Genomic DNA, 19,153 nt, shown 5'->3' on the forward strand with positions numbered 1-19,153 from the left:
TCCCCGGTCGGAGCGCTCTGGCACGGCGGGCGCGGTTGGGATCTAATTCATGCTTCGCGAGTCCGGGGCGTGGGCCGCTCCACGCCGCGATCCTCCCCACTTGAGTCCTCGCGCCTTGCAAGCCCGCGCACCCGCGAGCCGCCCGGCGCCTTTCCCGCACCCGGTCGAGACTTCATGAAACTCGAGACGATTTGCCTCCACGGCGGCGCCGGACCCGACCCCACCACCATGTCGCGCGGGGTGCCGGTCTATCGCACCAGCTCGTACGTCTTCAAGAGCGCCGAGCACGCCCAGAACCTGTTCGCGCTCAAGGAGCTGGGCAACATCTACACCCGGCTCATGAACCCCACGACCGACGTGCTGGAGAAGCGGGTCGCCCTGCTCGAAGGCGCGCCCGAGCCGGCCGGCCTGGCGGTCTCGTCGGGGACCGCGGGGGTCTTCTACTCGATCATCAACCTGGCCCAGGCGGGCGACAACATCGTGTCGGCCCGCAACCTCTACGGCGGGACCTACACCCAGTTCCACGACATCCTGCCGACCCTGGGCATCCACGCCAAGTTCGTCGACTCCAACGACCCGGACAACTTCGCCGCGGCCATCGACGGCAACACCCGGGCCCTCTTCTGCGAGAGCGTCTCGAACCCGGCCCTGGAGGTCACCGACCTGGAGGCCGTCGCCAAGGTCGCCCACGACCACGGCCTGCCCCTGGTCGTCGACGCCACCTTCTCGACCCCCTACCTGACCCGCGCGCTCGACCACGGCGCGGACGTCGTCGTGCACTCGCTGACCAAGTGGTTCGGCGGCCACGGGACGGGCATCGGCGGCGTGGTCGTCGACTCGGGCCGGTTCAACTGGGCCGGCGGCAAGCACCCGCTCTTCACGATCCCCGACACCAGCTACCACGGCCTGCGCTGGGGCGTCGACCTCCCCGAGCCGCTCGCCCCGCTGGCCTACATCCTGCGGATGCGGACCGTCCCGCTGCGGAACCTGGGCGCGTGCATCGCGCCGGACAACTCGTGGATGTTCCTGCAGGGGATCGAGACGCTCCCCCTGCGGATGGAGCGGCACTGCGAGAACGCGCTGGCCGTCGCAAAGCACCTGAACGCGCACCCGAAGGCGACCTGGGTCCGCTTCCCCGGGCTCGAAGGCGACCCGATGTACGACCTCAACAAGAAGTACCTCCGGGGCAAGGGGGGCTCGATGGTCGTCTTCGGCATCCGCGGCGGCGCCGAGGCGGGCCGGAAGTTCATCGAGTCGCTCCGGCTGTTCTCGCACCTGGCGAACGTCGGCGACGCCAAGAGCCTGGCCATCCACCCGGCCTCGACCACCCACTCGCAGCTCGACGAGGGCCAGCAGCGCGAGGGGGGCATCACCCCCGACCTCGTCCGCCTGTCCATCGGCATCGAGCACATCGACGACATCCTCGCCGACGTCGACCAGGCGCTCGACGTCGCCTGCCCGTGAGCCCGCGGATCGGATGAGGGCCGCCGGAATTCGGTATGCATGCCGGGTCGCCAAGGCGTCCTCGAAGCGCGACGACCCTCATCCGGCCCTTCGGGCCACCTTCTCCCGGGGGGAGAGGGACGACTGCGACGGCCACGAAGGCCGTCGCTCCTCATTCGGCCTTCGGCCGCCTTTCGAGGGTGGGCCGTCGAGATAAGGAGCCCGCCGGGACCGTCCGGGCTCCGCAGCCACCCGTTCCGCGACCCCATCTTTATGATGATCCAGACCCTCCCCGAGACCCGGACGCAGTTCTTCGAGTTCGACGACCCGGCGCATCCCCTGCCCCTGTGCGTCGGGCCGCCGCTGGCGCGGTTCACGCTGGCGTACGAGACGTACGGGCGGATGAACGCCGACCGCTCGAACGTGATCCTGCTGTACCACGCGATGACCGGCAGCCAGCACGCGGCCGGCTGGAACCCCGACGTCCCCGGGCTCGACGGCCGCTGGACCGAGGAGATGCACGAGGGCTGGTGGGACGCCTTCATCGGCCCCGGCAAGGCGCTCGACACCGACAAGTTCTGCGTCGTCTGCGCCAACTACCTGGGGGGCTGCTACGGCTCGACGGGCCCGGCCTCGATCGACCCCGAGACCGGCCTGCCCTGGGGCTCGACGTTCCCCGTCCTGCGGATGCGCGACGTGGTCGAGTCGCAGATGAGGCTGCTGGACCACCTGGGCGTCGGCAAGCTCCACGCGGTCGTCGGCCCCTCGATCGGCGGCTTCCTCGCCCTCTTGACGGCGGCGATCCACCCCGACCGCGTCCGCTTCGTCCTGCCGGTCAGTACGGGCGTCGAGACGACCATCGACCAGCGGCTCCTGAACTTCGAGCAGGTGACGGCCATCGAGGCCGACCCCTACTTCCGCGGCGGCGACTACTACGCCGGCGCCCGGCCCGACGTCGGCCTCGCCCTGGCGCGGCGGATCGCCCACAAGACGTTCATCTCGCCCGACGCCCTGCGCAAGCGCGCCCGCGACGAGGTCGTCAGCCAGAAGCCGCCCCACGGCTGGTACGAGATGAACCACCCGGTCGAGTCGTACATGCTCCACCAGGGCCAGAAGTTCGTGAGGCGGTTCGACGCCAACACGTACCTGCGGATCCTCGACGCCTGGCAGTGGTTCAACCTCGTCGCCGAGGCCCGCGCCCGGGACCTGCGCGACGTCTTCGAACGCTGTCGGGGCCAGGAGTTCCTGGTCTTCAGCATCGACAACGACCACACCTTCAACCGCGGGCATCAGCAGAAGCTCGTCCGCCTGCTCAAGCGGGCCGAGGTCCCGGTGATCTGGATCACGGTCCACTCCGACAAGGGCCACGACGCCTTCCTTCTGGAACCGCGGCTGTTCACCCCGCATATTCAAGAGGTGCTCAACCACCGCGACGAATAGAAAGCTACACCCCCGCCTCGGGCCCATCGGCCGAGGAGGTAGGTTCACGACGAATCCGGACGACACTCCGAGGGAGGCGATTGTGGCCGTCGTGCATTTCGACCGGGACGCCATGGCGCGATGGTATGCGTCTCAGCACCTCCGGACCGACCCAGGGGTCCGCCGAATTTATTATCTGCCCAGCGGGGCCCCCGATCGCGAGATCCGGCTCGTCGAGGTCAACGATCTCCTCGCCGAGATCGACGGCGGCGCCCTCGAACCGATTGATTTCGGCGTGGACACCGGGTCCGAGACGGAACACAAGCTGTTCGTCCTGGACGTGACGCCTTCCCAATGGCAGGCCGTCGATCGCGGGGACCTCCCCTTGCCGGCCGGTTGGGCGCTCGAAGACGCCATCGAGTTAGAGAATTCAGGACGATGAACTCGCATCAGGCGGCGTGGTGGGAGCAGGCCCAATCCGACCTCGGGGTCCTCATCCTCCTGCGCCGAAATTCAGCGGCTCCTTGCCACCAACTCCACTACATGCAGATGGTGGCGGAGAAGCTCGCCAAAGCCTATTTCTGGCGTACCGGGACGCCTCCCCCGAGGAATCACGCGGGCCTCGTCCAATTCATGAGGTCCCTGGGGGGCGTTCCGATGCAGCGACGGCTGCAACTCGCGGCCGCACTCGAGTTCCACGACTTCGGCCAACTGCAGGCTTGGATCCGGCGCGTCCTACCGATGGCCTACGAACTCGAGCGCCTGGCGCCCGCGCTGGCGCAGGACGGCCCGAATCCCGAATACCCCTGGCCCCACCACGCTCCCACGGCATATCCGGCCGGCCACTGGTTCGACCCCTGGGGCCGAATGACCGACACAGGTCTGGGCCGACAGTTCCTGAGGGTCCTCGAAATGGCAGTCCACAAGTTCCCGGCTTATACTTGAGCCGATCCGCCGGCCTTGATGTTGATTCCGACCCACCGCCCCCCGGGGCTCTCCCACCGACCCGAGGATCTTTCCCTCTCATGACGCCCCACCGCCCCCTCCTCGCCCTCGCCGCCACGCTCCTCGCGGGAGCCTCGGCCTTCGGCTACTACGTCACGCTCGAAGAGGGCCACAAGCCCGGCTACAAGGACACGCCCTTCCTCCCCGGGAACAAGTGGCGGGTCCACGACGCCGACCGCCCCCACCCGCCGGTCGTCACGCCCGGCGCGGCGGTCGGCCAGGCCCCGTCCGACGCGGTCGTCCTCTTCGACGGCAAGGACCTCTCGAAGTGGCGCGGCGACCACGGCGACCCGACCTGGGACGTCGTCGACGGCGCGATCGTCGCCAAGGGGGGATCGGGATCGCTCGTCACCCGCGAGGAGTTCGGCGACGCTCAGATCCACGTCGAATGGACCGCCCCCAACCCGCCCAAGGGGAGCGACCAGGGCCGCGGCAACAGCGGCGTCCTGATCTTCGGCCGCTACGAGATCCAGGTGCTCGACAACTACAAGAACCTGACCTACGCCGATGGCCACGCCGGCGCGGTCTACGGCCAGCACCCGCCGCTCGTCAACGCCCTGCGGCCGCCCGGCGAGTGGCAGTCTTACGACATCCTCTTCACCGCCCCCAAATTCAAGGACGACGGCCAGGTCGAGACGCCGGCCTACGTGACCATCCTGGTCAACGGCGTCGTCGTCCAGAACCACGCCGAGATCCTCGGCTCCGTCGCCTTCCGCGACCTCGGCCGCTACCAGAAGCACGGCCCCAAGGGCCCCATCCTCCTGCAAGACCACGGCAACCCCGTCCGCTTCCGGAACATCTGGGTCCGGCCGATCGGCTCCGAGAGCTGAGCCGAGGCGGCCCCTCCGGATGGAGACGGCGATGCAGCTTTCCTGGACGAAGACGTTCCCGGTGTGGTGGAGCCTGGCCTGGCGGACCTCCCTCCTCGCGGTCCTCTTCGGAGCGGCCCTCGGGGCCGTCGTCGCGGGCGTCCTCGGGGCCAGGGGGTACACCCCCGAAGAGGTCCAGGCGTCGATCCGCCGGTACAACGTCCCGCTCGCCGGATCGATCATCGCGCTCGCGACGATCCTGGCCGTCAAGCTGACCCTCAAGAAGCACCTCCCCACGCTCGTCGACCTCGAGGCGGGCGTGGGGCCGGCCGCGATCGAGCCGTCGACGGACGTCTCGTGGAACCAGACGCTCACGCTGTGGTGGAGCCTGCTCTGGCGATGCGTGCTCATGCTGATCGTCGGAGGGTATCTCTGCGCCCTCCTCCTCGGGACCGCCATGGTCGCGAAGGGATACGACCCCGAGGAGATCCGGGCCCTCGTCCAGCGGTACATGCCCCTCGCCGCCTACGGCCTCGTCGCGACCGCCTCGATCGCCGCGGTCAAGCTGGCCCTCCCCAAGCACCTCGCGAAGATCGGCGGCCTCGTCGAACCCGAGGCGGCAGCGGTCGCGGGGACGTCGCTCCCGCGGGGACTGACGCTCGCCGTGTGGTGGGGCCTGCTCTGGCGAGGATTCCTGGTGGCCGTCCCCGTGACGCTCGTCGCCGGCCTGTTCGTCGGCGTCGTCTTCGCCTCGAAGGGTTACTCGTTCGCGGAGTTCCAGGCGGCCTTGCGGCCGCTGAACATCCCCTTCAACGCGATCGTCGTCGCGATCGCCTCGATCGCGGCCGTCCGGATGGTCCTGAAGAAGCTCCCGACCTGGCTCTCGGGCCGGGAAGAGGCCGCAGAGCCGCCGTCGTGGGAGCGGACGCTCGCCGTGTGGTGGGGCCTGGCCTGGCGGACGGTCCTCCTGGCGATGCTCCTCGGGTTCCTCGTCGGCGGCATCCTCGGGGGAGTCCTTGCGGCCAGGGGATACACGGCCGACGAGGTCCGGGCTTTCCTGGGCCCGTACGTCGTGCCCCTCGGCTGCTTCCACCAGGCGATCAGCCTGATCGCGGCCGTGAAGCTGGTCTTTCCGCAATACCTCGCCTCGCTCGACCCTCCTCGATCCGACGGGACGCCGAACGCGTCGCAGGACGACCGCCTGCCTTGACCCCTGCGCCTGCCGGACCGCCTCGGGGCGCGGCCTGATGGGATGACGGAGGCATAACCGTGACCGAAGCTGACGAGGCCTGGCGAGACGACCCGACGGACGCCGCCGGCTTCATCCGGCGGGGCGACGCGCGGAGCGACGAGGAACGGTACGACGAGGCCGCGGCCGACTACACCGAGGCCATACGGCTCGAACCGGCGAACGCCGAGGCGTTCTTCGGCCGCGCACGCGCCCGGTACGGCGGTCTTGGCGACGCTCGCGCACGGTATGACGATTCGGACCTCGAAAAGTCCGCGGCGGATTACGACGAGGCGATCCGGATCAACCCTGCGCTCGCGTCCCCGTCCTTCCGACGAGGCCTCGCGGAGGCCTTCACCAGACGCTGCTCCCGGAGATATTACGATCGCGAATACGTCGATGCTCTCGCCGCCGTCGACGAGGCCGTCCGATGGGATCCGGGGTACGAGCACGCCTATTACTGGAGAGGGATCGTCTGGTCCTGGTTTGAGGAATACGAGCGGGCGGTTCGCGATTATGACGACGCCGTCCGGCTCGCTCCGCGAGCGACGAATTACGAGCATCGAGGTCGGGCCTGGTCGGCGCTTCGAGAGTATGATCGTGCGATCGCGGATTTCGGCGAGGCCATGTGGCTCGATCCCGAAGGTCCCTCCGCCTGCCGCTCTCGTGGGGACGCCTGGAGCGCCAAGCGGGAGTACGAACGGGCCGTCGCCGACTACACCGAGGCCATCCGGCGGAAGCCGACCGACTACTTCGCCTACGAGGGCCGTGGTGTCGCCCGGAGTGCTCTGAAGCTCTACGACCGGGCGATCGCCGATTTCGACGAGGTCGTCCGCCTCAACGCCGATTCGTGCACCACTTCCTGCCGGCGTGGCGACGCCTGGCGAGGGGCCCGGGAATACGGCCTGGCCCTGGCCGAGTACGATCGGGTGATCGCCGACTATTCCGTGGCGAAACCGCCCAACGGCCCGTGGGCGTGGCCCTATCTGAGCAAGGCCGTCGTCCGCCTCGTCCAGGGCCGGGCCGAGGCCGTCGCCGACGCCCGCGCGGCGATCGAGGCCGAGGGCTGGCGAGGGGAGCACGCGCTCCGGGCCGCCCTCGTCGGCGGCTTCGGGGCGCGACGCGCCGGGATGGGCGACGAGGGCCGGCGGTTCCTCGACGAGGCGGCGGAGCACGCCGACGCGTCGGCCTGGCCGTTCCCGATCGTCCGGTTCCTGCGCCGCGAGATCGACGAGCCCGCCCTGCTCGCCCTGGCCGCCGATCGCGACGAGCGGGCCGAGGCGTCCTGCTGGCTCGGTTACGATCACCTTTTTGAAGGTCGGGGTGAGGAGGCTCGGGAGGACTTTCGACGGGTCGTGGGTCACGGCTCGCCGCTCGCCCTGGAAACCTTCCTCGCCGAGGCGGAGCTGGAACGCCTCGATTGACGAGGGGCCGGCCCTGGCGAACGCGTCCGCCCAGGCGGCCTGAAATGGCCCGGCCTGCGCCCGCAATCCGCGATTCGAGCGCATCCTCTTTTCTAAGGGCCGTCGCGCGCCGCGACGGGTGGGGCGGGACGGGGGGGGCACCGAAAAGCGATGTCGAAATCGACGAACAGACCCAATTTTCGGGGCGAAATTCAGAATCGTAAATCGTTTTGAGCAAGTAGTTTGCGATTTGGATTCGGGTCGAATGCCTCGGCGCGGACGGACCCGAAAGAAGCCGATATCGAAGCCGGCTTATGACGGTCGCTCGGGGGTGATCGCGGTGGTCACCTCAGGCTGACCGAGAAGGCGCCGGGGAGCTTTTCGGGCCTGGCGAGCGTGACGATGATCGGGGTGAGGCTCGCACCGGGGACGGCCCTGGTGAAGGGGGCGTCCGGGAACCCGACCGGCCTGATCGGCGTCGTGATGGGGGCGGAGTTCGCGGGCGCCAGGCCGGGCATCGGCGCGAACGGACGCTTCGGGGCGACGAGGACGGGCGCGTTCGGGAGGTCCCCGGAGGCGATGAAGAGGTATCGGCCGAGCCTCGCGGCCGACACGGAGAGCAGGAGCCGCCCCTCGACGGCTTCGGCTTCGGGCTGGAACCGGACGCGCGCGTGGTGGGTTTTCATGGCGCTGCCTCCTGGGTTTCGTCGCGCCGGGCCGAGGCGCGCGGAGGCGTCCCCGGACCGCCGGGCTGCGATCCCCGCCCCGACGCCGGGCCGGGCTGCGGATCGCGAGAGATGGGATGCCATTCGATACGGCGGCCCCCACTCTTCATTACATCGTCCATCCGCCGCGGCGGCGGAGGCTGGGCGAGAGGCCTCGACGACAGAATGAAAAAAGGCCGGATGGGCCCGGAGCGTCGCCCCGGCCCATCCGGCCTTGCTCATATCCGCGTTTGTTCAGCCCACCGGTTCGAGGATCGGCGGCTCGGCGGCGATGCGGCCTTTCGCCGGCTCGAGGGCGACGGCGAAGGCCTCGTCGAGGTTGGAGACGCAGTGGAAGACCAGGGCCTCGCGGACGTCGGCGGGGATGTCGTCGAGGTCGGCCTCGTTCTTCTTGGGCAGGATGATCTCGCGGATCCCGGCGCGGTGGGCGCCGAGGACCTTCTCCTTGACCCCGCCGATGGGGAGGACGCGGCCCCGCAGGGTGACCTCGCCGGTCATGGCGACGTCGCTGCGGACGGGCCGGTTGGTGAGGGCCGAGACGATGGCCGAGGCCATCGCCACGCCCGCCGAGGGGCCGTCCTTGGGGATCGCGCCCGCCGGCACGTGGATGTGCAGTTCGATCGAGCCCAGGCGGTCGTCGGGGATCTTCAGGATCCGCGCGTTGGCCGTCGCGTAGGTCACGGCGGCCCGCGCCGATTCCTTCATGACGTCGCCGAGCTGGCCGGTGAGGATCAAGGAGACGCTGCCGGGGCCGGCGTACTGGTCGCCGTCCTCGTCGGGCTTGCGGCCCCCCTGGAGCCGGCGCACGGCGGCCTCGACGAACATGATGTCGCCGCCGGCCGGGGTGTAGTACATGCCGGTCGCCACGCCGACCTCGGGGCCTTCGCCCGCGTGCTCGGGGTGGACCTTGGGCCGGCCCAGCAGGTCGTGGACGTCGTCGGGGCCGATCGTCGGGTCGACCGCCTGCCCCGCCGCGAGCTTCCTCGCCACCTTGCGGGTCACGGCGCCGATCTGGCGTTCGAGCTGGCGCACGCCGCTCTCGCGGGTGTACTCGCTCACGACGGCCGCGACGGCCTCGTCGGTGAACGTCACCTCGGCCTTCGACAGGCCCGACTCTTCGAGCTGACGCGGGATCAGGTACGTCTTGGCGATCTCGGCCTTCTCGCGCTCGGTGTAGCCGGCGAAGTCCACGATCTCCATCCGGTCCAGGAGCGGCCCGGGGATGTTCTGGATGAAGTTCGCCGTCGCCACGAAGAGGACCTCGCTCAGGTCGAACGGGACGTTCAGGTAGTTGTCCGTGAACGTGTCGTTCTGCGCCGGGTCGAGGACCTCCAGGAGCGCGCTGGCCGGGTCGCCCTGGAACGAGACGCCCAGCTTGTCGACCTCGTCGAGCAGGAAGACGGGGTTCCTGGTCCCGGCCTGCTTGAGGCCCGAGACGATCCGGCCGGGCATGGCGCCGACGTAGGTCCGGCGATGGCCGCGGATGTCGGCCTCGTCGCGGATGCCGCCCAGCGCGGCGCGGATGTACTTCCGCCCCAGGGCCCGGGCGATCGACTTGGCGATCGACGTCTTGCCCACGCCCGGCGGGCCGACGAACAGCAGGATCGGGCCCCGGGCCATCGCCTTGGCCTTCGCCTCCTTGCCGTCGGTGATCGCGCGGTCGTCGTCGGGCTTGGGGCCGGCGAGCGACGGCGTGACCGTCTCCCGGGCGTCCTTCAGCTTCGACGCCGCGCACTCGCCGGCCGTCTCGACCTCCTCGGCCATCTTGCGGGCGCGGAGCTGGCGCACGGCCAGGAACTCGAGCACGCGGTCCTTGACGTCTTCGAGGCCGTAGTGGTCCTCGTCGAGCACCTCGGTGGCGTGCTTCAGGTCCAGGTCGTCGTCGGACCGGGTGTTCCAGGGCAGCTCGGCGATCCACTCCAGGTAGGTGCGGATGACCTGCGCCTCCATCGACTCGCGCCCCGACCGCTCCAGCCGGCCCAGCTCGCGCTCGACCTCCACGCGGGCCTCGCGGGGCAGCTCCAGCTTGTCGAGCTTGGCGCGCAGCTCGGTCAGCTCGCGCGACTGGTCGTCGTCGCCCAGCTCCTTCTGGATCGCCTTGAGCTGCTCGCGCAGGAACATCTCGCGCTGGCGCTCGCCCAGCTCCTCCTGCACCTGCGACTTGATCTCGGCCTGGGCCGCGAGCATCCCGATCTGGCGCTGGACCTGGATCAGGACCCGCCGCAGCCGCTCCTCCACCCCCATCGTCTCCAGCAAGAGCTGCTTGTCGGCCACGGGCAGCTCGACGTACCCCGCGACCAGGTCGGCGAACCGGCCGGGCTCGGTCACGGAGTCGAGCACCTGGTGCAGGACCTCGTCGGGCAGGCCCCGGCGCTCGCCCAGCTCCATCGCCCGTTCCCGGGTCTCCTTGTAGAGCGCGGCGAACGCCGCGTCCTTCTCGTCGAGCGGCGGCACCTCGGCGATCGGCATGACGTCGGCCGTCAGGTAGTCTTCGCCCTCGTGGTAGTTCAGCACCGCCGCGCGGTGCTCGCCCTGGAGCAGGAGCTGCACGCCCCCCAGCCCGCGCTGGACCTGGCCGATCTTGCCGACCACGCCCATCGTGAAGAGCTGGTCCGTCGTCGGCTCGTCCACGTTCTCGCGCTGGGCGACCGCGAAGACCTCGCGGTTCCCCTTCAGCGCCGCCTCGATCGCATGCAACGTCCCCGGCCGGCCGACCCCGATCGGGACCGTCAGCCCGGGATACATCACGGTGCCCCGCAAGGGCAGCACCGGCAACGTCTGTCGTTCGGCCATCCTCGCGCCTCCTCACATCCCCTGTCGCTTCGCTTCTCTTGCACTCGCTCTTCCCTAGTAATCTAGTAGGTGTACGTCCGGACGGCGTCAAGTGTGCGGAAATCCACGACACCGGTTCCTGTTCAAGCATTCACGCTCGACGTGGTGCGTCCCGCGGCCGGTTCCAGCGAAGCTGGGAAATGAACTTCGCCTCGATTCGGCGATCTCTGAAGAGGCTCGGGGTCATTGACGCCGCTCGATCTTCGTGGTGAAATTCATGGAAGATCGATTGAGACTGAGTCCTAATCACAATTTACTGTCCATGTGTCGACGACCGCCCCGTCGCGGCTCCCATTGTTTCAGTCCTGGAGCCCCTCGCGGCGGCCGGACCCTGGACGTCCTCGAAAGGCCTCTGATATGAACCGGCGTCGCGCCTTCACCCTGATCGAGCTTCTGGTCGTGATCGCGATCATCGCGGTCCTGATCGCCCTCTTGCTGCCCGCCGTGCAGTCGGCGCGGGAGGCCGCCCGCCGGATCCAATGCGTGAACAACCTGAAGCAGCTCGGGCTGGCGATGCACAACTATCACGACGTCAACAATTGTCTGCCGGGGGTCAACCTCGTCGGGGCGGCCGGGCCCTATACGGCGGCCCTGCCGTTCTTCGAGCAGGCCAACCTCTTCAACGCCTACAACAGCGTCTTGCCCTGGAACGCGGTCGCCAACACCACCGTCTCGGGGACCCCGATCGCGGCCTACATCTGCCCTTCCAACCCCGACGGGGCCCAGAAGCCGGCGAGCGGATTCGCCACGGCCGACTACGTCCCCCTGCGCAACGCGATGGACTGGGAGCACAGCAAGGCCATGTTCGAGTGGGGGACGTGCGGCACCTTCGCCTCGACGACCGACGGCCTGTCGAACACGATCATGCAGTACGAGTCCGCGGGCCGGGCGAACTGGTACGTGTATCGGGCCAAGAACCCGACGACGCCCCCCTGGGACTACTTCGGGTCGGCCCCCTGGGGGACGGACATCGAGCCCTGGGCGGGGATCTCCGCCGGCTGGATGACCCCGGTCGTGGTGACCCTCGACACCGCCGGCGGGCCGCCGAAGATCGTCTGGTTCGCCGGCTCCTCGGTCATCAACGTCAGCAACTGGTACGGGGCCCCCTTCGCCTTCCACGCCGGCGGGATCAATGCCGGGATGGGCGACGGCTCGGTCCGGTTCGTGAAGGAACAGACGCCCGTCGAGGTGCTCAGCGGCCTGACCTCCCGCGACGGCGGCGAGATCGTCGGGGAGTACTGAGCGATGATCACACGACTTCAAGGCGCCTGCGCCCTCGCGGCGTGCCTGGCGTTCGCCGGCTGCCGCGAGGACTGGCAGGCGGACACCTATCCGGCGTCCGGCCGGGTCTCGATCAACGGCGAGGCGCCGGCGGGGGCGATCGTGCAGCTCCACCCGACCGGCGGAGGGGGCGGCGACGCCCGCCGGTCGCGGCCCTGGGGGCTGGTCGGCGACGACGGCTCGTTCGTCCTGTCGACCTACGACGGCGAGCCCGGCGCTCCGGCGGGCGACTACAAGCTCACGCTCACCTGGCCGCCCGACGCCTCGCGACCTTCCCTGGTCGACCGGCTCAGGTCGAAGTATTCGAGCCCGGACAGGTCGCCGTGGAACGTCACGATCAAGCAGGGCGAAAACGTCCTGCCGGCCGTCGAGCTGACGAACGTCGACGTCGACAGGAAGACGGAGACGAAGTTCGCCGAGCCGGCGACCGGCCTGACCCCGCCGACCGCGACGGCCAGGCCGCGAAGGGCCAAGCGTTGAGGCGCGCCGAGCCGGCCGATGGGCCGGACGCGACCCTGCTCGACGCGAAGGGCCCCAGGAAACCCGGCCTGGCGGCCGCGCGTCGGCCCGCTTCGGCGAGCCTGCACCGAGTCGTCTGGCGCTGGCACTTCTACGCCGGCCTCTTCGTCGCGCCGATCCTGTTCGTCGTGGCGGCCACGGGCGCGGCGTACGTCTTCCGGGCGGAGATCGAGGACTACGCCCACGCCCGGCTCCGCTTCGTCGCGCCGGGCGACTCGCGGCTTGGAGCCCGGGCGATCGTCGACGCCGCGCAGTCAGCTCACCCGGGGATGAAGCCTTCCGCCCTGGAGCTGCCGGCCGATGCCGACCGCGCGGCGATCGTCCGGTTCGGCAAGGGGCCCGTCGCCTACGTCGACCCGTATCGCGGCCGGGTGCTGGGCTCGACCGACCCGGCGCAGGTCGACGGCCTGGCGGCGTTCTTCGACGTCGTGCTGTCCATCCATCGCCAGCTCTTCCTCGGGAGCGTCGGCCGCCTCGTCGTCGAGCTGTCGGTCGGCTGGACGATCGTCCTGCTGGCGACCGGGTTGTATCTCTGGTGGCCCCGGAAGCTCGGCCAGGCGGCGGGCGTCTGGCGTCCGCGATGGCGGGCGAAGCCCTACACGATCCTCCGCGACCTGCACGCCGTCGGCGGCGTCTACATGCTCGCGCCGGCGCTGGTGATCGTCGTCACGGGCCTCTTCTACACGCTCGTCTGGAGCGAGGCCTTCCATCTGCTCACGCGCGACCGGGGCCGCCGGCCCGTCGCCGAAACGGCCGCGACCCCGCCGTCGGATCCCTCGCGGCCCGCCCTGACGCTCGACCAGATCGAGGTCCTGGCCCGCGCCCGCTATCCGGGCCGGAGCCTCGCCTTCACGCTCGGCGGCGAGGCCGATCGCGGCTGGGAGGTGCAGGCCGCCAACGACTACAACAAGAGCTACGGCCCCTACGTGTCGGCCCGCTTCCGGCTCGATCGACTCGACGGCGGCTTGCTCTCGCACGCGACGCTGGCCGAGGACGAACGCTACTGGTGGCACGGCTGGGCCTACCCGCTGCACGTCGGCAGCGTCCTGGGGCCGGCGACCAAGGTCCTCTGGTTCCTGACGTGCCTGGTCCTCTGCGCCCTGCCGGCGACGGGCGTCTGGATGTGGCTGAAGCGTCGTCCCCGCGGCGGCTCCGGGTTCCCCCGCCGGCCCGAGAGGGACGTCCCGCGCGGTCTGCTCGTCGCGATCGTCGTGATGGCGATCGCCCTGCCCGTCGTGGGCCTGAGCATGGTCCTGATCGTGCTCGGGGAGCGGCTCGTCGGGCTCGCCCGCGCCGCGTGACCGGTCGGACCCCGGCGTGGTCACGTTTCGCCGATCCTCAAACCGGGCTCGACTCCCCCTCCGACCCATCGGTTCCGCCTTGTTCGACGGTCGGCCGAGTGCTATGGTCCAGACTGCGGGCCCGTGCGACGCGCGATCACGCCGCGAGCCCGCCCCCACCTACTTCATTCATGAAGGCACAACCATGGCCGACCGAACCGATCGGCGGCGTTTTCTCAACACGGCCCTCCTGGGCACGGCCGGCGCCGGCGCGCTGCTGAGTCGCGAGGAGAAGATCCTGGGCGCCGCCGTCGAGGACGGCAAGGCGGAGGCGCCGGAGCACCCGGTCTACCAGGGCGACCCCCTGCCCCACGGCAAGATCGGCAAGCTGGCGATCAGCCGGCTCATCATGGGCGGCAACCTCGTGGGCGGCTTCGCCCACAGCCGCGACCTGCTCTACGTCTCGCGCCTGCTCCGCGAGTACAACACCGACGCCAAGATCTTCGAGACCCTGGCCCTCGCCGAGAAGAGCGGCGTCAACACGGTGCAGTTCAACACGGGCTGCTACCCGTACATCGAGAAATACAACAAGGAGCACGGCGGCCGCATGCAGGCCATCCTCTGCGTGGACGCCGACTTCGACGACCTGGCCAAGGTGAAGGACCAGATCCAGGAGATGGTCGGCCGGGGCGTGAGCGCGCTCTACACGCACGGCATGTTCACCGACCGTTGCATCATGAACGGCAAGTTCGACACGGTCGCCAAGATCGTCGAGATGATCAAGGCGGCCGGCGTCCCGGCCGGGGTCGGCAGCCACTCGCTGGAGACCACGATCGCCAGCGAGAAGCAGGGCTTCAACCCCGACTACTACGTCAAGACGTTCCACCCCGACACGTACTGGTCGGCCTCGCCGCCCGAGGCCCGCGACGAGTGGTGCTGGTATCGCGACTACAGCGAGGACCACGACAAGTATCACGACAACATCTTCTGCGCGAACCCGCCCCGCACCATCGAGGTGATGCGGGCGACGGGCAAGCCCTGGATCGCCTTCAAGGTCATGGCCGCCGGCGCGCTGACGCCCCAGGTCGGCTTCCAGTACGCCTTCGCCAACGGGGCCGACTTCATCATCGCCGGCATGTTCGACTTCCAGGTGGCCGACGACGTCGCCATCGCGGTGAAGGCGCTCAAGCGGACCCAGAAGCGCGACCGCCCCTGGTGCGCCTGAGCGACCGCCCCTGGTGAGCCTGAGCGCCCGCCGAGGGGGCGGAGCCGTGAGCCCCGCCCCTCGGCCGCCCTAGAATTGGTCGGAACCGACGACTTCGCCCCCGGCGCGGGTCGAAAGGTTGCTGAAGACGGTGGGGTTCACCGATTCCTTGATGAATCGGACCGAACCGTCGCAGAAGAGGAAATTGCAGCCCCCCGGGTGCAGGCTCCAGTAGTCGTCGACCATCGAGACCTTCGAGTTGGGCACGTAGATGGAGCCGGTGGCCGCGGAGCCCGTGTGGCTCAGCACCATCGTGCTCGACGGCCCGCATTCCCGGATCGGCCAGCGGGGGTTGGTGCAGAGCCGCCAGGCGGGGACGGCCCCGACCCACGTGGCGTCGGCCACGTTGCGCGAGCGCTCGCCGGCCATTAGGGTCATGCTCGACCCGTCGGTGACGTCGCGCACGCCGATCCGGCTGTTGCGGTAGAACACGCCATTGTTCGAGTCGGGGAACTCGTCGGGCTCCAACTGCCCGGCCGACGCCACGTACTGCCCCGCCGAGAGGTCGCCGGCGGCGACGTCCCCGGCCCGGGTGCTCGCGACGAGGGGACCCTCGCCGACGTTGCTCGGGCAGAGGAACACCGAAAGCACCGACGTGCGCGCCGTCCGGGATCCGGGATCCGTGATCTGGAGCGAGAAGTTCATCGCGTTGTAGGCGTTCCGCTGCTCCAGGTCGTTCAGGAGCATCGACCCCCAGCCCCATCCCGGGCCGGTCTCCGGCTCCTCGCGATCGGCGACGACGACGGTCGAGAAGGCGGGCGGGAACGTGTCGCACCTGCCGTGGTAATTGTGCGCCGCCAGCCCGAGCTGGTGCAGGTTGTTCGAGCATTGCATCCGCCGGGCCGCCTGGCGGGCGGCCTGCACCGCGGGCAGCAGCAGGGCGATCAGCACGGCGATGACCGCGATGACGACGAGCAATTCGATGAGCGTGAAGCCGCGGGCCGGCCGCGGCGCGATCGGTGTGCGCATGAGGGGACTCCTGTTCTGGAAATGTGAGGGCGCGTCGCGAGACGAAGATCCGGTGGGGTCCGGACCGCCCTCAGAACAGGAAGGTCTGCAGCAGCGCCTGACGCCGCATCGCCGTCGAAGGCGGCCTCGCGGAGCCGCCTTCGACGATCGCGAAGGACGACGGGCGGGCGGGCGAGGCGAGGAGGAAAGGCGACGGCAGGACGTCGAGCCAGGTCGACGGGTTCTGGGCCGCCGCGTCGCCGTCGAGACGGCCCACGACGGCGCCGACCGCGATCACCTCGCAGACCTCGTCGCAATCGCGGTCGAGGCCCGCCTCCTCCGCGGCCGTCGTCGTCATGCAGACGAACGGGCAGAGCAGGATCAGGAGGATGCAGAGGATCGACGCGAGTCGGCGCATGGGGGTCATCCTACCAGGCCGACGCCGTCGCGCCATCGTTCCACTCCAGGTTGGGACCTACGGATCGCCGCCGACGCCCGCTGCGCGCGCCGGGCTCAGGGCCGCCAGTCGTGGATGACGCGGTCGAGCACGTACGCCCAGGCGACGACGTTCGGGACCGAGAGGGCCGCGGCGAGGTAACAGAGGCGATCGCGGAGGCGGACGCTGCACCAGAAGGCGACGCCGAGCCCCCACGCCCCGGCGTTGAACCCCAGAGAGCCGACGACCCCGCGGACCCAGCGGGCCTCATGGAAGGCGACGACGATCCCTGCGCAGAGCAGGCTGGACAGGACGCAGACGAGAGCCCACCGCCCGACCTCCTCGTGCGGGATGGCCCTGCGAGCCCTCCCGGGCCCCTCCCCAACCCCGCGAGATCCGTCGTCGATCGTCGATCCTGGCTCGTCCATGCCGCCCATGCTATCGCCGCGTCGCGACGAGGGTCTACGCCGACGGGGCCGTCGTCCAGAGATCCGGACCCAAGTAACGCGACCGCCCCTGGTGCGCCTGAGCGCCGGACCGGCTACGTCCGCGCGGCCCCGACGAATCCGCCGGCCAGGAATCCGGCCGCCAGGACCGCAAGCCGCGCGAGGCGGTCATGGTAAGTCGGCCGGCCCGGTGGCAGGTCCATGTCGAAGAGGAGGATCAGCAGGGGGATCGAGAGGAATGCGCCGACGACGGCCCCGCGAAAGAACGGGACCAGGTCCCACCCCCGCGCCCGCTCCAGCCTGCGCACGGACGATCCCGTCGCGAGCCCCAGCAGCACGCTCAGGAGCCCCCCGCCCCGAACTCCGCGGCCTCCACGATCCACGAGAACCGAGGATGCCTCCCCAGGTCGCCGGCGGCCCACCGCCCGAACCGGACGGCCGGGCCGAGCGGCCGGAACCGCCCCATCGCGACCTGCCGCGCCAGGAATCCCGCGGCCGGCGCCGTGACGATCGCCGTGGCGTAGTGGAACCCCTCCAGCCTGCGCCGGCGGATCACCGCCTCGTAGAGCAGCCAGAGCATCAACGCCAGCAACGGCCCGTAAGCCCCGAGGACCATCGGCTCCATGCCCCTCGCCAGGGCCAGCCCGACCGCGACCACGGCGATCGCCCACATCGCCCGGCCCAGGCCGCTCCCCTCCGGCGGCCCGGCCCCGCCCTTCGTCTTCCTGGAATCCGCCACGTCCCCGCCCCCGCTCAGCGCTTCTCGGCCTCGGCCAGCAGCGAATCCACGGCGCGGTCGATCTCCTCGCCCCGGACGTCCTTGAAGCGGATGACGCCCGCCTCGTCGAGGACGAAGGCGGAGGGGAACGACGAGACGCCCCATCGCGTCGTGATCGGCCCTGAGGTCCCGTCCGGCCCGTCCCACCAGCAGCGCCAGGTGACGTCTCGCCGGGCGACGGCTTCTCGGAGCGTCTCGACCTTCTGGTCCGTATTCACGCTCACGGCGGCGAACGCGCCGCTCTTGAGCCGCTCGATGAGCGCCCGTTCCTGCGGGTAGTAGGCGACGCACGGCCCGCACCAGTTCCCTGAGAACGTCAGGAGCACGACCTTGCCCCGGAAGTCGCTCAGGCGAAACGTCCGCCCCTCGTGGTCCTCGCCGACGATCTCCGGTGCGACCTTGCCGACCGCCAGGTTCCGCATGGCGAACAGCTCCCCCTCGGCGATCGAGCCGAGCGTCCGGGCGTCGCCGTCCCACTTCAGGTCGGCGAACTCCGCGATCACCCGTTCGAGCAGCCCCTCCACCTCGCGATCCCGGGACTCGGGGTCGGTTCGCTCGATGAGCTTCAGCGCGACCTCGCGCCGGGCGTCGTCGACGTAACGGCCCAGCCGCGACGGCTCCTCGCGGACGCGACGGACCATCCGCGCCTGGTGGCGCAGATAGTCGGCCAGGACGGCGCACGCACGCCCCCGGTCCTCGCGCCGGGGGGCCCGCCGGAGCACGGCCCGGATCAGCTCTTCGGCGGCCGGCTCGACCGCGAAGTAGAAGATCCGGCCGCACAACACGCCCATCCCCGGGTCGGCCGCGTGGTCCATGAGGATCTCCAGCGCCTGTCGCGATTCGTCGCCCGGACCCGTCCGCGCCGTGTCGATCACGAATTGCAGGGCCGAGACGACGGCCGGGTCGCGCGGCGCGGCCCGCACCGCTTCCAGGATCTCCAGCGTGCTCGCGCGGACCTCGCCCCGATATCGGTCGATCGCCGGCTTCTGCCGCTCCTCCGTCGTCTGCCCGGCCAGCTCGGCGTGATACCGCTCGCGGGCCCCCTCGTGCCGCTTCGACACGACCTCCAGCCGCGTCGCCAACTCGGAAGGATCCTCGGCGCGGCACAGGGCCGTCCCCACGATCGCCCCCACCGCGAACACCGCCCACGCCGTCGGTCGCATCATCGGTCCCTCCCCTCTCCGCGTCGAACTCCGGGCCGACATGCCTGGAAACTACAGATGTGCGACGACATTTGTCAATGATGGTTCGGCTTGAGAATTCCGCCAGCAATCCGCTGGAACCTTGCCTCGACCCGGAGGGTTTCGTATTACCAATGAGGATTTCGTGATACCGAT

The 19,153-nt window shown here is 69.9% G+C and carries 19 protein-coding genes; 11 read left to right on the forward strand and 8 right to left on the reverse strand.

What is annotated here, in order from left to right; all coding sequences use genetic code 11:
• Positions 1–174: 174 nt before the first annotated feature.
• From PZE19_RS13745 to PZE19_RS32980, 7 genes are all read left to right on the forward strand, one after another.
• On the forward strand, positions 175–1,464 hold the full coding sequence (locus PZE19_RS13745; RefSeq protein ID WP_277861195.1) for an O-acetylhomoserine aminocarboxypropyltransferase/cysteine synthase family protein: 1,290 nt from the start codon (positions 175–177) through the stop codon (positions 1,462–1,464).
• 252 nt (positions 1,465–1,716) lie between these two features.
• Positions 1,717–2,883, forward strand: a complete 1,167-nt coding sequence (metX, locus tag PZE19_RS13750) for a homoserine O-acetyltransferase MetX (protein ID WP_277861196.1) — start codon at positions 1,717–1,719, stop codon at positions 2,881–2,883.
• An 82-nt stretch (positions 2,884–2,965) separates the two neighbouring features.
• Positions 2,966–3,304, forward strand: coding sequence for a hypothetical protein (locus tag PZE19_RS13755; protein WP_277861197.1), 339 nt, complete (start codon positions 2,966–2,968; stop codon positions 3,302–3,304).
• Positions 3,301–3,807, forward strand: coding sequence for a hypothetical protein (locus PZE19_RS13760; protein WP_277861198.1), 507 nt, complete (start codon positions 3,301–3,303; stop codon positions 3,805–3,807). Before PZE19_RS13755 ends, PZE19_RS13760 begins: the two co-directional genes overlap by 4 nt.
• Before the next feature lie 80 nt (positions 3,808–3,887).
• Complete coding sequence (locus PZE19_RS13765; protein ID WP_277861199.1) at positions 3,888–4,697, forward strand: 3-keto-disaccharide hydrolase; 810 nt, start codon at positions 3,888–3,890, stop codon at positions 4,695–4,697.
• Positions 4,698–4,728: 31 nt separating this feature from the next.
• Positions 4,729–5,886: a hypothetical protein gene (locus tag PZE19_RS13770; protein ID WP_277861200.1), complete on the forward strand. Its 1,158-nt coding sequence runs from the start codon at positions 4,729–4,731 to the stop codon at positions 5,884–5,886.
• A gap of 59 nt (positions 5,887–5,945) precedes the next feature.
• Positions 5,946–7,328 (forward strand): tetratricopeptide repeat protein, encoded by a 1,383-nt coding sequence (locus tag PZE19_RS32980; RefSeq protein ID WP_277861201.1) that lies wholly within the window; start codon positions 5,946–5,948, stop codon positions 7,326–7,328.
• 323 nt (positions 7,329–7,651) lie between these two features.
• Here the strand turns inward: PZE19_RS32980 and PZE19_RS13780 are convergent, their stop codons facing one another.
• Together PZE19_RS13780 and lon are read right to left on the reverse strand one after the other, a co-directional pair.
• Entirely contained in the window at positions 7,652–7,993 is a 342-nt protein-coding gene (locus tag PZE19_RS13780; RefSeq protein WP_277861202.1) for a hypothetical protein, read from the reverse strand.
• 273 nt (positions 7,994–8,266) lie between these two features.
• Positions 8,267–10,825 carry an endopeptidase La gene (gene lon, locus PZE19_RS13785; protein WP_277861203.1) on the reverse strand — a complete coding sequence of 853 codons (2,559 nt, stop codon included), beginning with the start codon at positions 10,823–10,825 and terminating at the stop codon, positions 8,267–8,269.
• Between the two features lie 396 nt (positions 10,826–11,221).
• On the opposite strand from lon, the gene PZE19_RS13790 reads away from it, so the two are divergent.
• The 4 genes from PZE19_RS13790 to PZE19_RS13805 all read left to right on the forward strand — a co-directional run bounded on the left by PZE19_RS13790 (position 11,222) and on the right by PZE19_RS13805 (position 15,169).
• Entirely contained in the window at positions 11,222–12,106 is an 885-nt protein-coding gene (locus PZE19_RS13790; RefSeq protein ID WP_277861204.1) for a DUF1559 family PulG-like putative transporter, read from the forward strand.
• Between the two features lie 3 nt (positions 12,107–12,109).
• Complete coding sequence (locus tag PZE19_RS13795; RefSeq protein ID WP_277861205.1) at positions 12,110–12,625, forward strand: hypothetical protein; 516 nt, start codon at positions 12,110–12,112, stop codon at positions 12,623–12,625.
• Positions 12,622–13,965: a PepSY-associated TM helix domain-containing protein gene (locus tag PZE19_RS13800; RefSeq protein ID WP_277861206.1), complete on the forward strand. Its 1,344-nt coding sequence runs from the start codon at positions 12,622–12,624 to the stop codon at positions 13,963–13,965. The genes PZE19_RS13795 and PZE19_RS13800 overlap by 4 nt, the downstream gene beginning before the upstream one ends.
• Before the next feature lie 184 nt (positions 13,966–14,149).
• A complete protein-coding gene (locus PZE19_RS13805) occupies positions 14,150–15,169 on the forward strand; it encodes a hypothetical protein (protein WP_277861207.1) in 1,020 nt (339 codons plus the stop codon).
• Between the two features lie 69 nt (positions 15,170–15,238).
• On the opposite strand, the gene PZE19_RS13810 is transcribed toward PZE19_RS13805, so the two are convergent.
• The 6 genes from PZE19_RS13810 to PZE19_RS13835 form a co-directional block, all read right to left on the reverse strand.
• The gene (locus PZE19_RS13810; RefSeq protein WP_277861208.1) at positions 15,239–16,177 is read right to left on the reverse strand and encodes a DUF1559 domain-containing protein; all 939 of its coding nucleotides are present in this window, start codon (positions 16,175–16,177) and stop codon (positions 15,239–15,241) included.
• A gap of 70 nt (positions 16,178–16,247) precedes the next feature.
• A complete protein-coding gene (locus tag PZE19_RS13815; protein ID WP_277861209.1) occupies positions 16,248–16,574 on the reverse strand; it encodes a hypothetical protein in 327 nt (108 codons plus the stop codon).
• Positions 16,575–16,669: 95 nt separating this feature from the next.
• Entirely contained in the window at positions 16,670–17,020 is a 351-nt protein-coding gene (locus tag PZE19_RS13820; RefSeq protein ID WP_277861210.1) for a hypothetical protein, read from the reverse strand.
• Between the two features lie 113 nt (positions 17,021–17,133).
• Positions 17,134–17,376, reverse strand: coding sequence for a hypothetical protein (locus PZE19_RS13825; protein ID WP_277861211.1), 243 nt, complete (start codon positions 17,374–17,376; stop codon positions 17,134–17,136).
• Between the two features lie 2 nt (positions 17,377–17,378).
• Positions 17,379–17,777: a hypothetical protein gene (locus PZE19_RS13830; RefSeq protein ID WP_277861212.1), complete on the reverse strand. Its 399-nt coding sequence runs from the start codon at positions 17,775–17,777 to the stop codon at positions 17,379–17,381.
• A gap of 14 nt (positions 17,778–17,791) precedes the next feature.
• Positions 17,792–18,982 carry a peroxiredoxin family protein gene (locus PZE19_RS13835; protein WP_277861213.1) on the reverse strand — a complete coding sequence of 397 codons (1,191 nt, stop codon included), beginning with the start codon at positions 18,980–18,982 and terminating at the stop codon, positions 17,792–17,794.
• Between the last annotated feature and the right edge of the window lie 171 nt (positions 18,983–19,153).

This window comes from Paludisphaera mucosa, assembly GCF_029589435.1.
Taxonomy (GTDB): domain Bacteria; phylum Planctomycetota; class Planctomycetia; order Isosphaerales; family Isosphaeraceae; genus Paludisphaera; species Paludisphaera mucosa.

Excerpts from the sequence above, each read along its gene's own strand:
- PZE19_RS13745 (WP_277861195.1), top strand. The coding sequence starts at position 175 with ATGAAACTCGAGACGATTTGCCTCCACGGCGGCGCCGGACCCGACCCC.
- metX (WP_277861196.1), top strand. The coding sequence starts at position 1,717 with ATGATGATCCAGACCCTCCCCGAGACCCGGACGCAGTTCTTCGAGTTC.
- PZE19_RS13760 (WP_277861198.1), top strand. The coding sequence starts at position 3,301 with ATGAACTCGCATCAGGCGGCGTGGTGGGAGCAGGCCCAATCCGACCTC.
- PZE19_RS13765 (WP_277861199.1), top strand. The coding sequence starts at position 3,888 with ATGACGCCCCACCGCCCCCTCCTCGCCCTCGCCGCCACGCTCCTCGCG.
- PZE19_RS13770 (WP_277861200.1), top strand. The coding sequence starts at position 4,729 with ATGCAGCTTTCCTGGACGAAGACGTTCCCGGTGTGGTGGAGCCTGGCC.
- PZE19_RS13780 (WP_277861202.1), bottom strand. The coding sequence starts at position 7,993 with ATGAAAACCCACCACGCGCGCGTCCGGTTCCAGCCCGAAGCCGAAGCC.
- lon (WP_277861203.1), bottom strand. The coding sequence starts at position 10,825 with ATGGCCGAACGACAGACGTTGCCGGTGCTGCCCTTGCGGGGCACCGTG.
- PZE19_RS13790 (WP_277861204.1), top strand. The coding sequence starts at position 11,222 with ATGAACCGGCGTCGCGCCTTCACCCTGATCGAGCTTCTGGTCGTGATC.
- PZE19_RS13795 (WP_277861205.1), top strand. The coding sequence starts at position 12,110 with ATGATCACACGACTTCAAGGCGCCTGCGCCCTCGCGGCGTGCCTGGCG.
- PZE19_RS13805 (WP_277861207.1), top strand. The coding sequence starts at position 14,150 with ATGGCCGACCGAACCGATCGGCGGCGTTTTCTCAACACGGCCCTCCTG.
- PZE19_RS13810 (WP_277861208.1), bottom strand. The coding sequence starts at position 16,177 with ATGCGCACACCGATCGCGCCGCGGCCGGCCCGCGGCTTCACGCTCATC.
- PZE19_RS13815 (WP_277861209.1), bottom strand. The coding sequence starts at position 16,574 with ATGCGCCGACTCGCGTCGATCCTCTGCATCCTCCTGATCCTGCTCTGC.
- PZE19_RS13820 (WP_277861210.1), bottom strand. The coding sequence starts at position 17,020 with ATGGACGAGCCAGGATCGACGATCGACGACGGATCTCGCGGGGTTGGG.
- PZE19_RS13835 (WP_277861213.1), bottom strand. The coding sequence starts at position 18,982 with ATGATGCGACCGACGGCGTGGGCGGTGTTCGCGGTGGGGGCGATCGTG.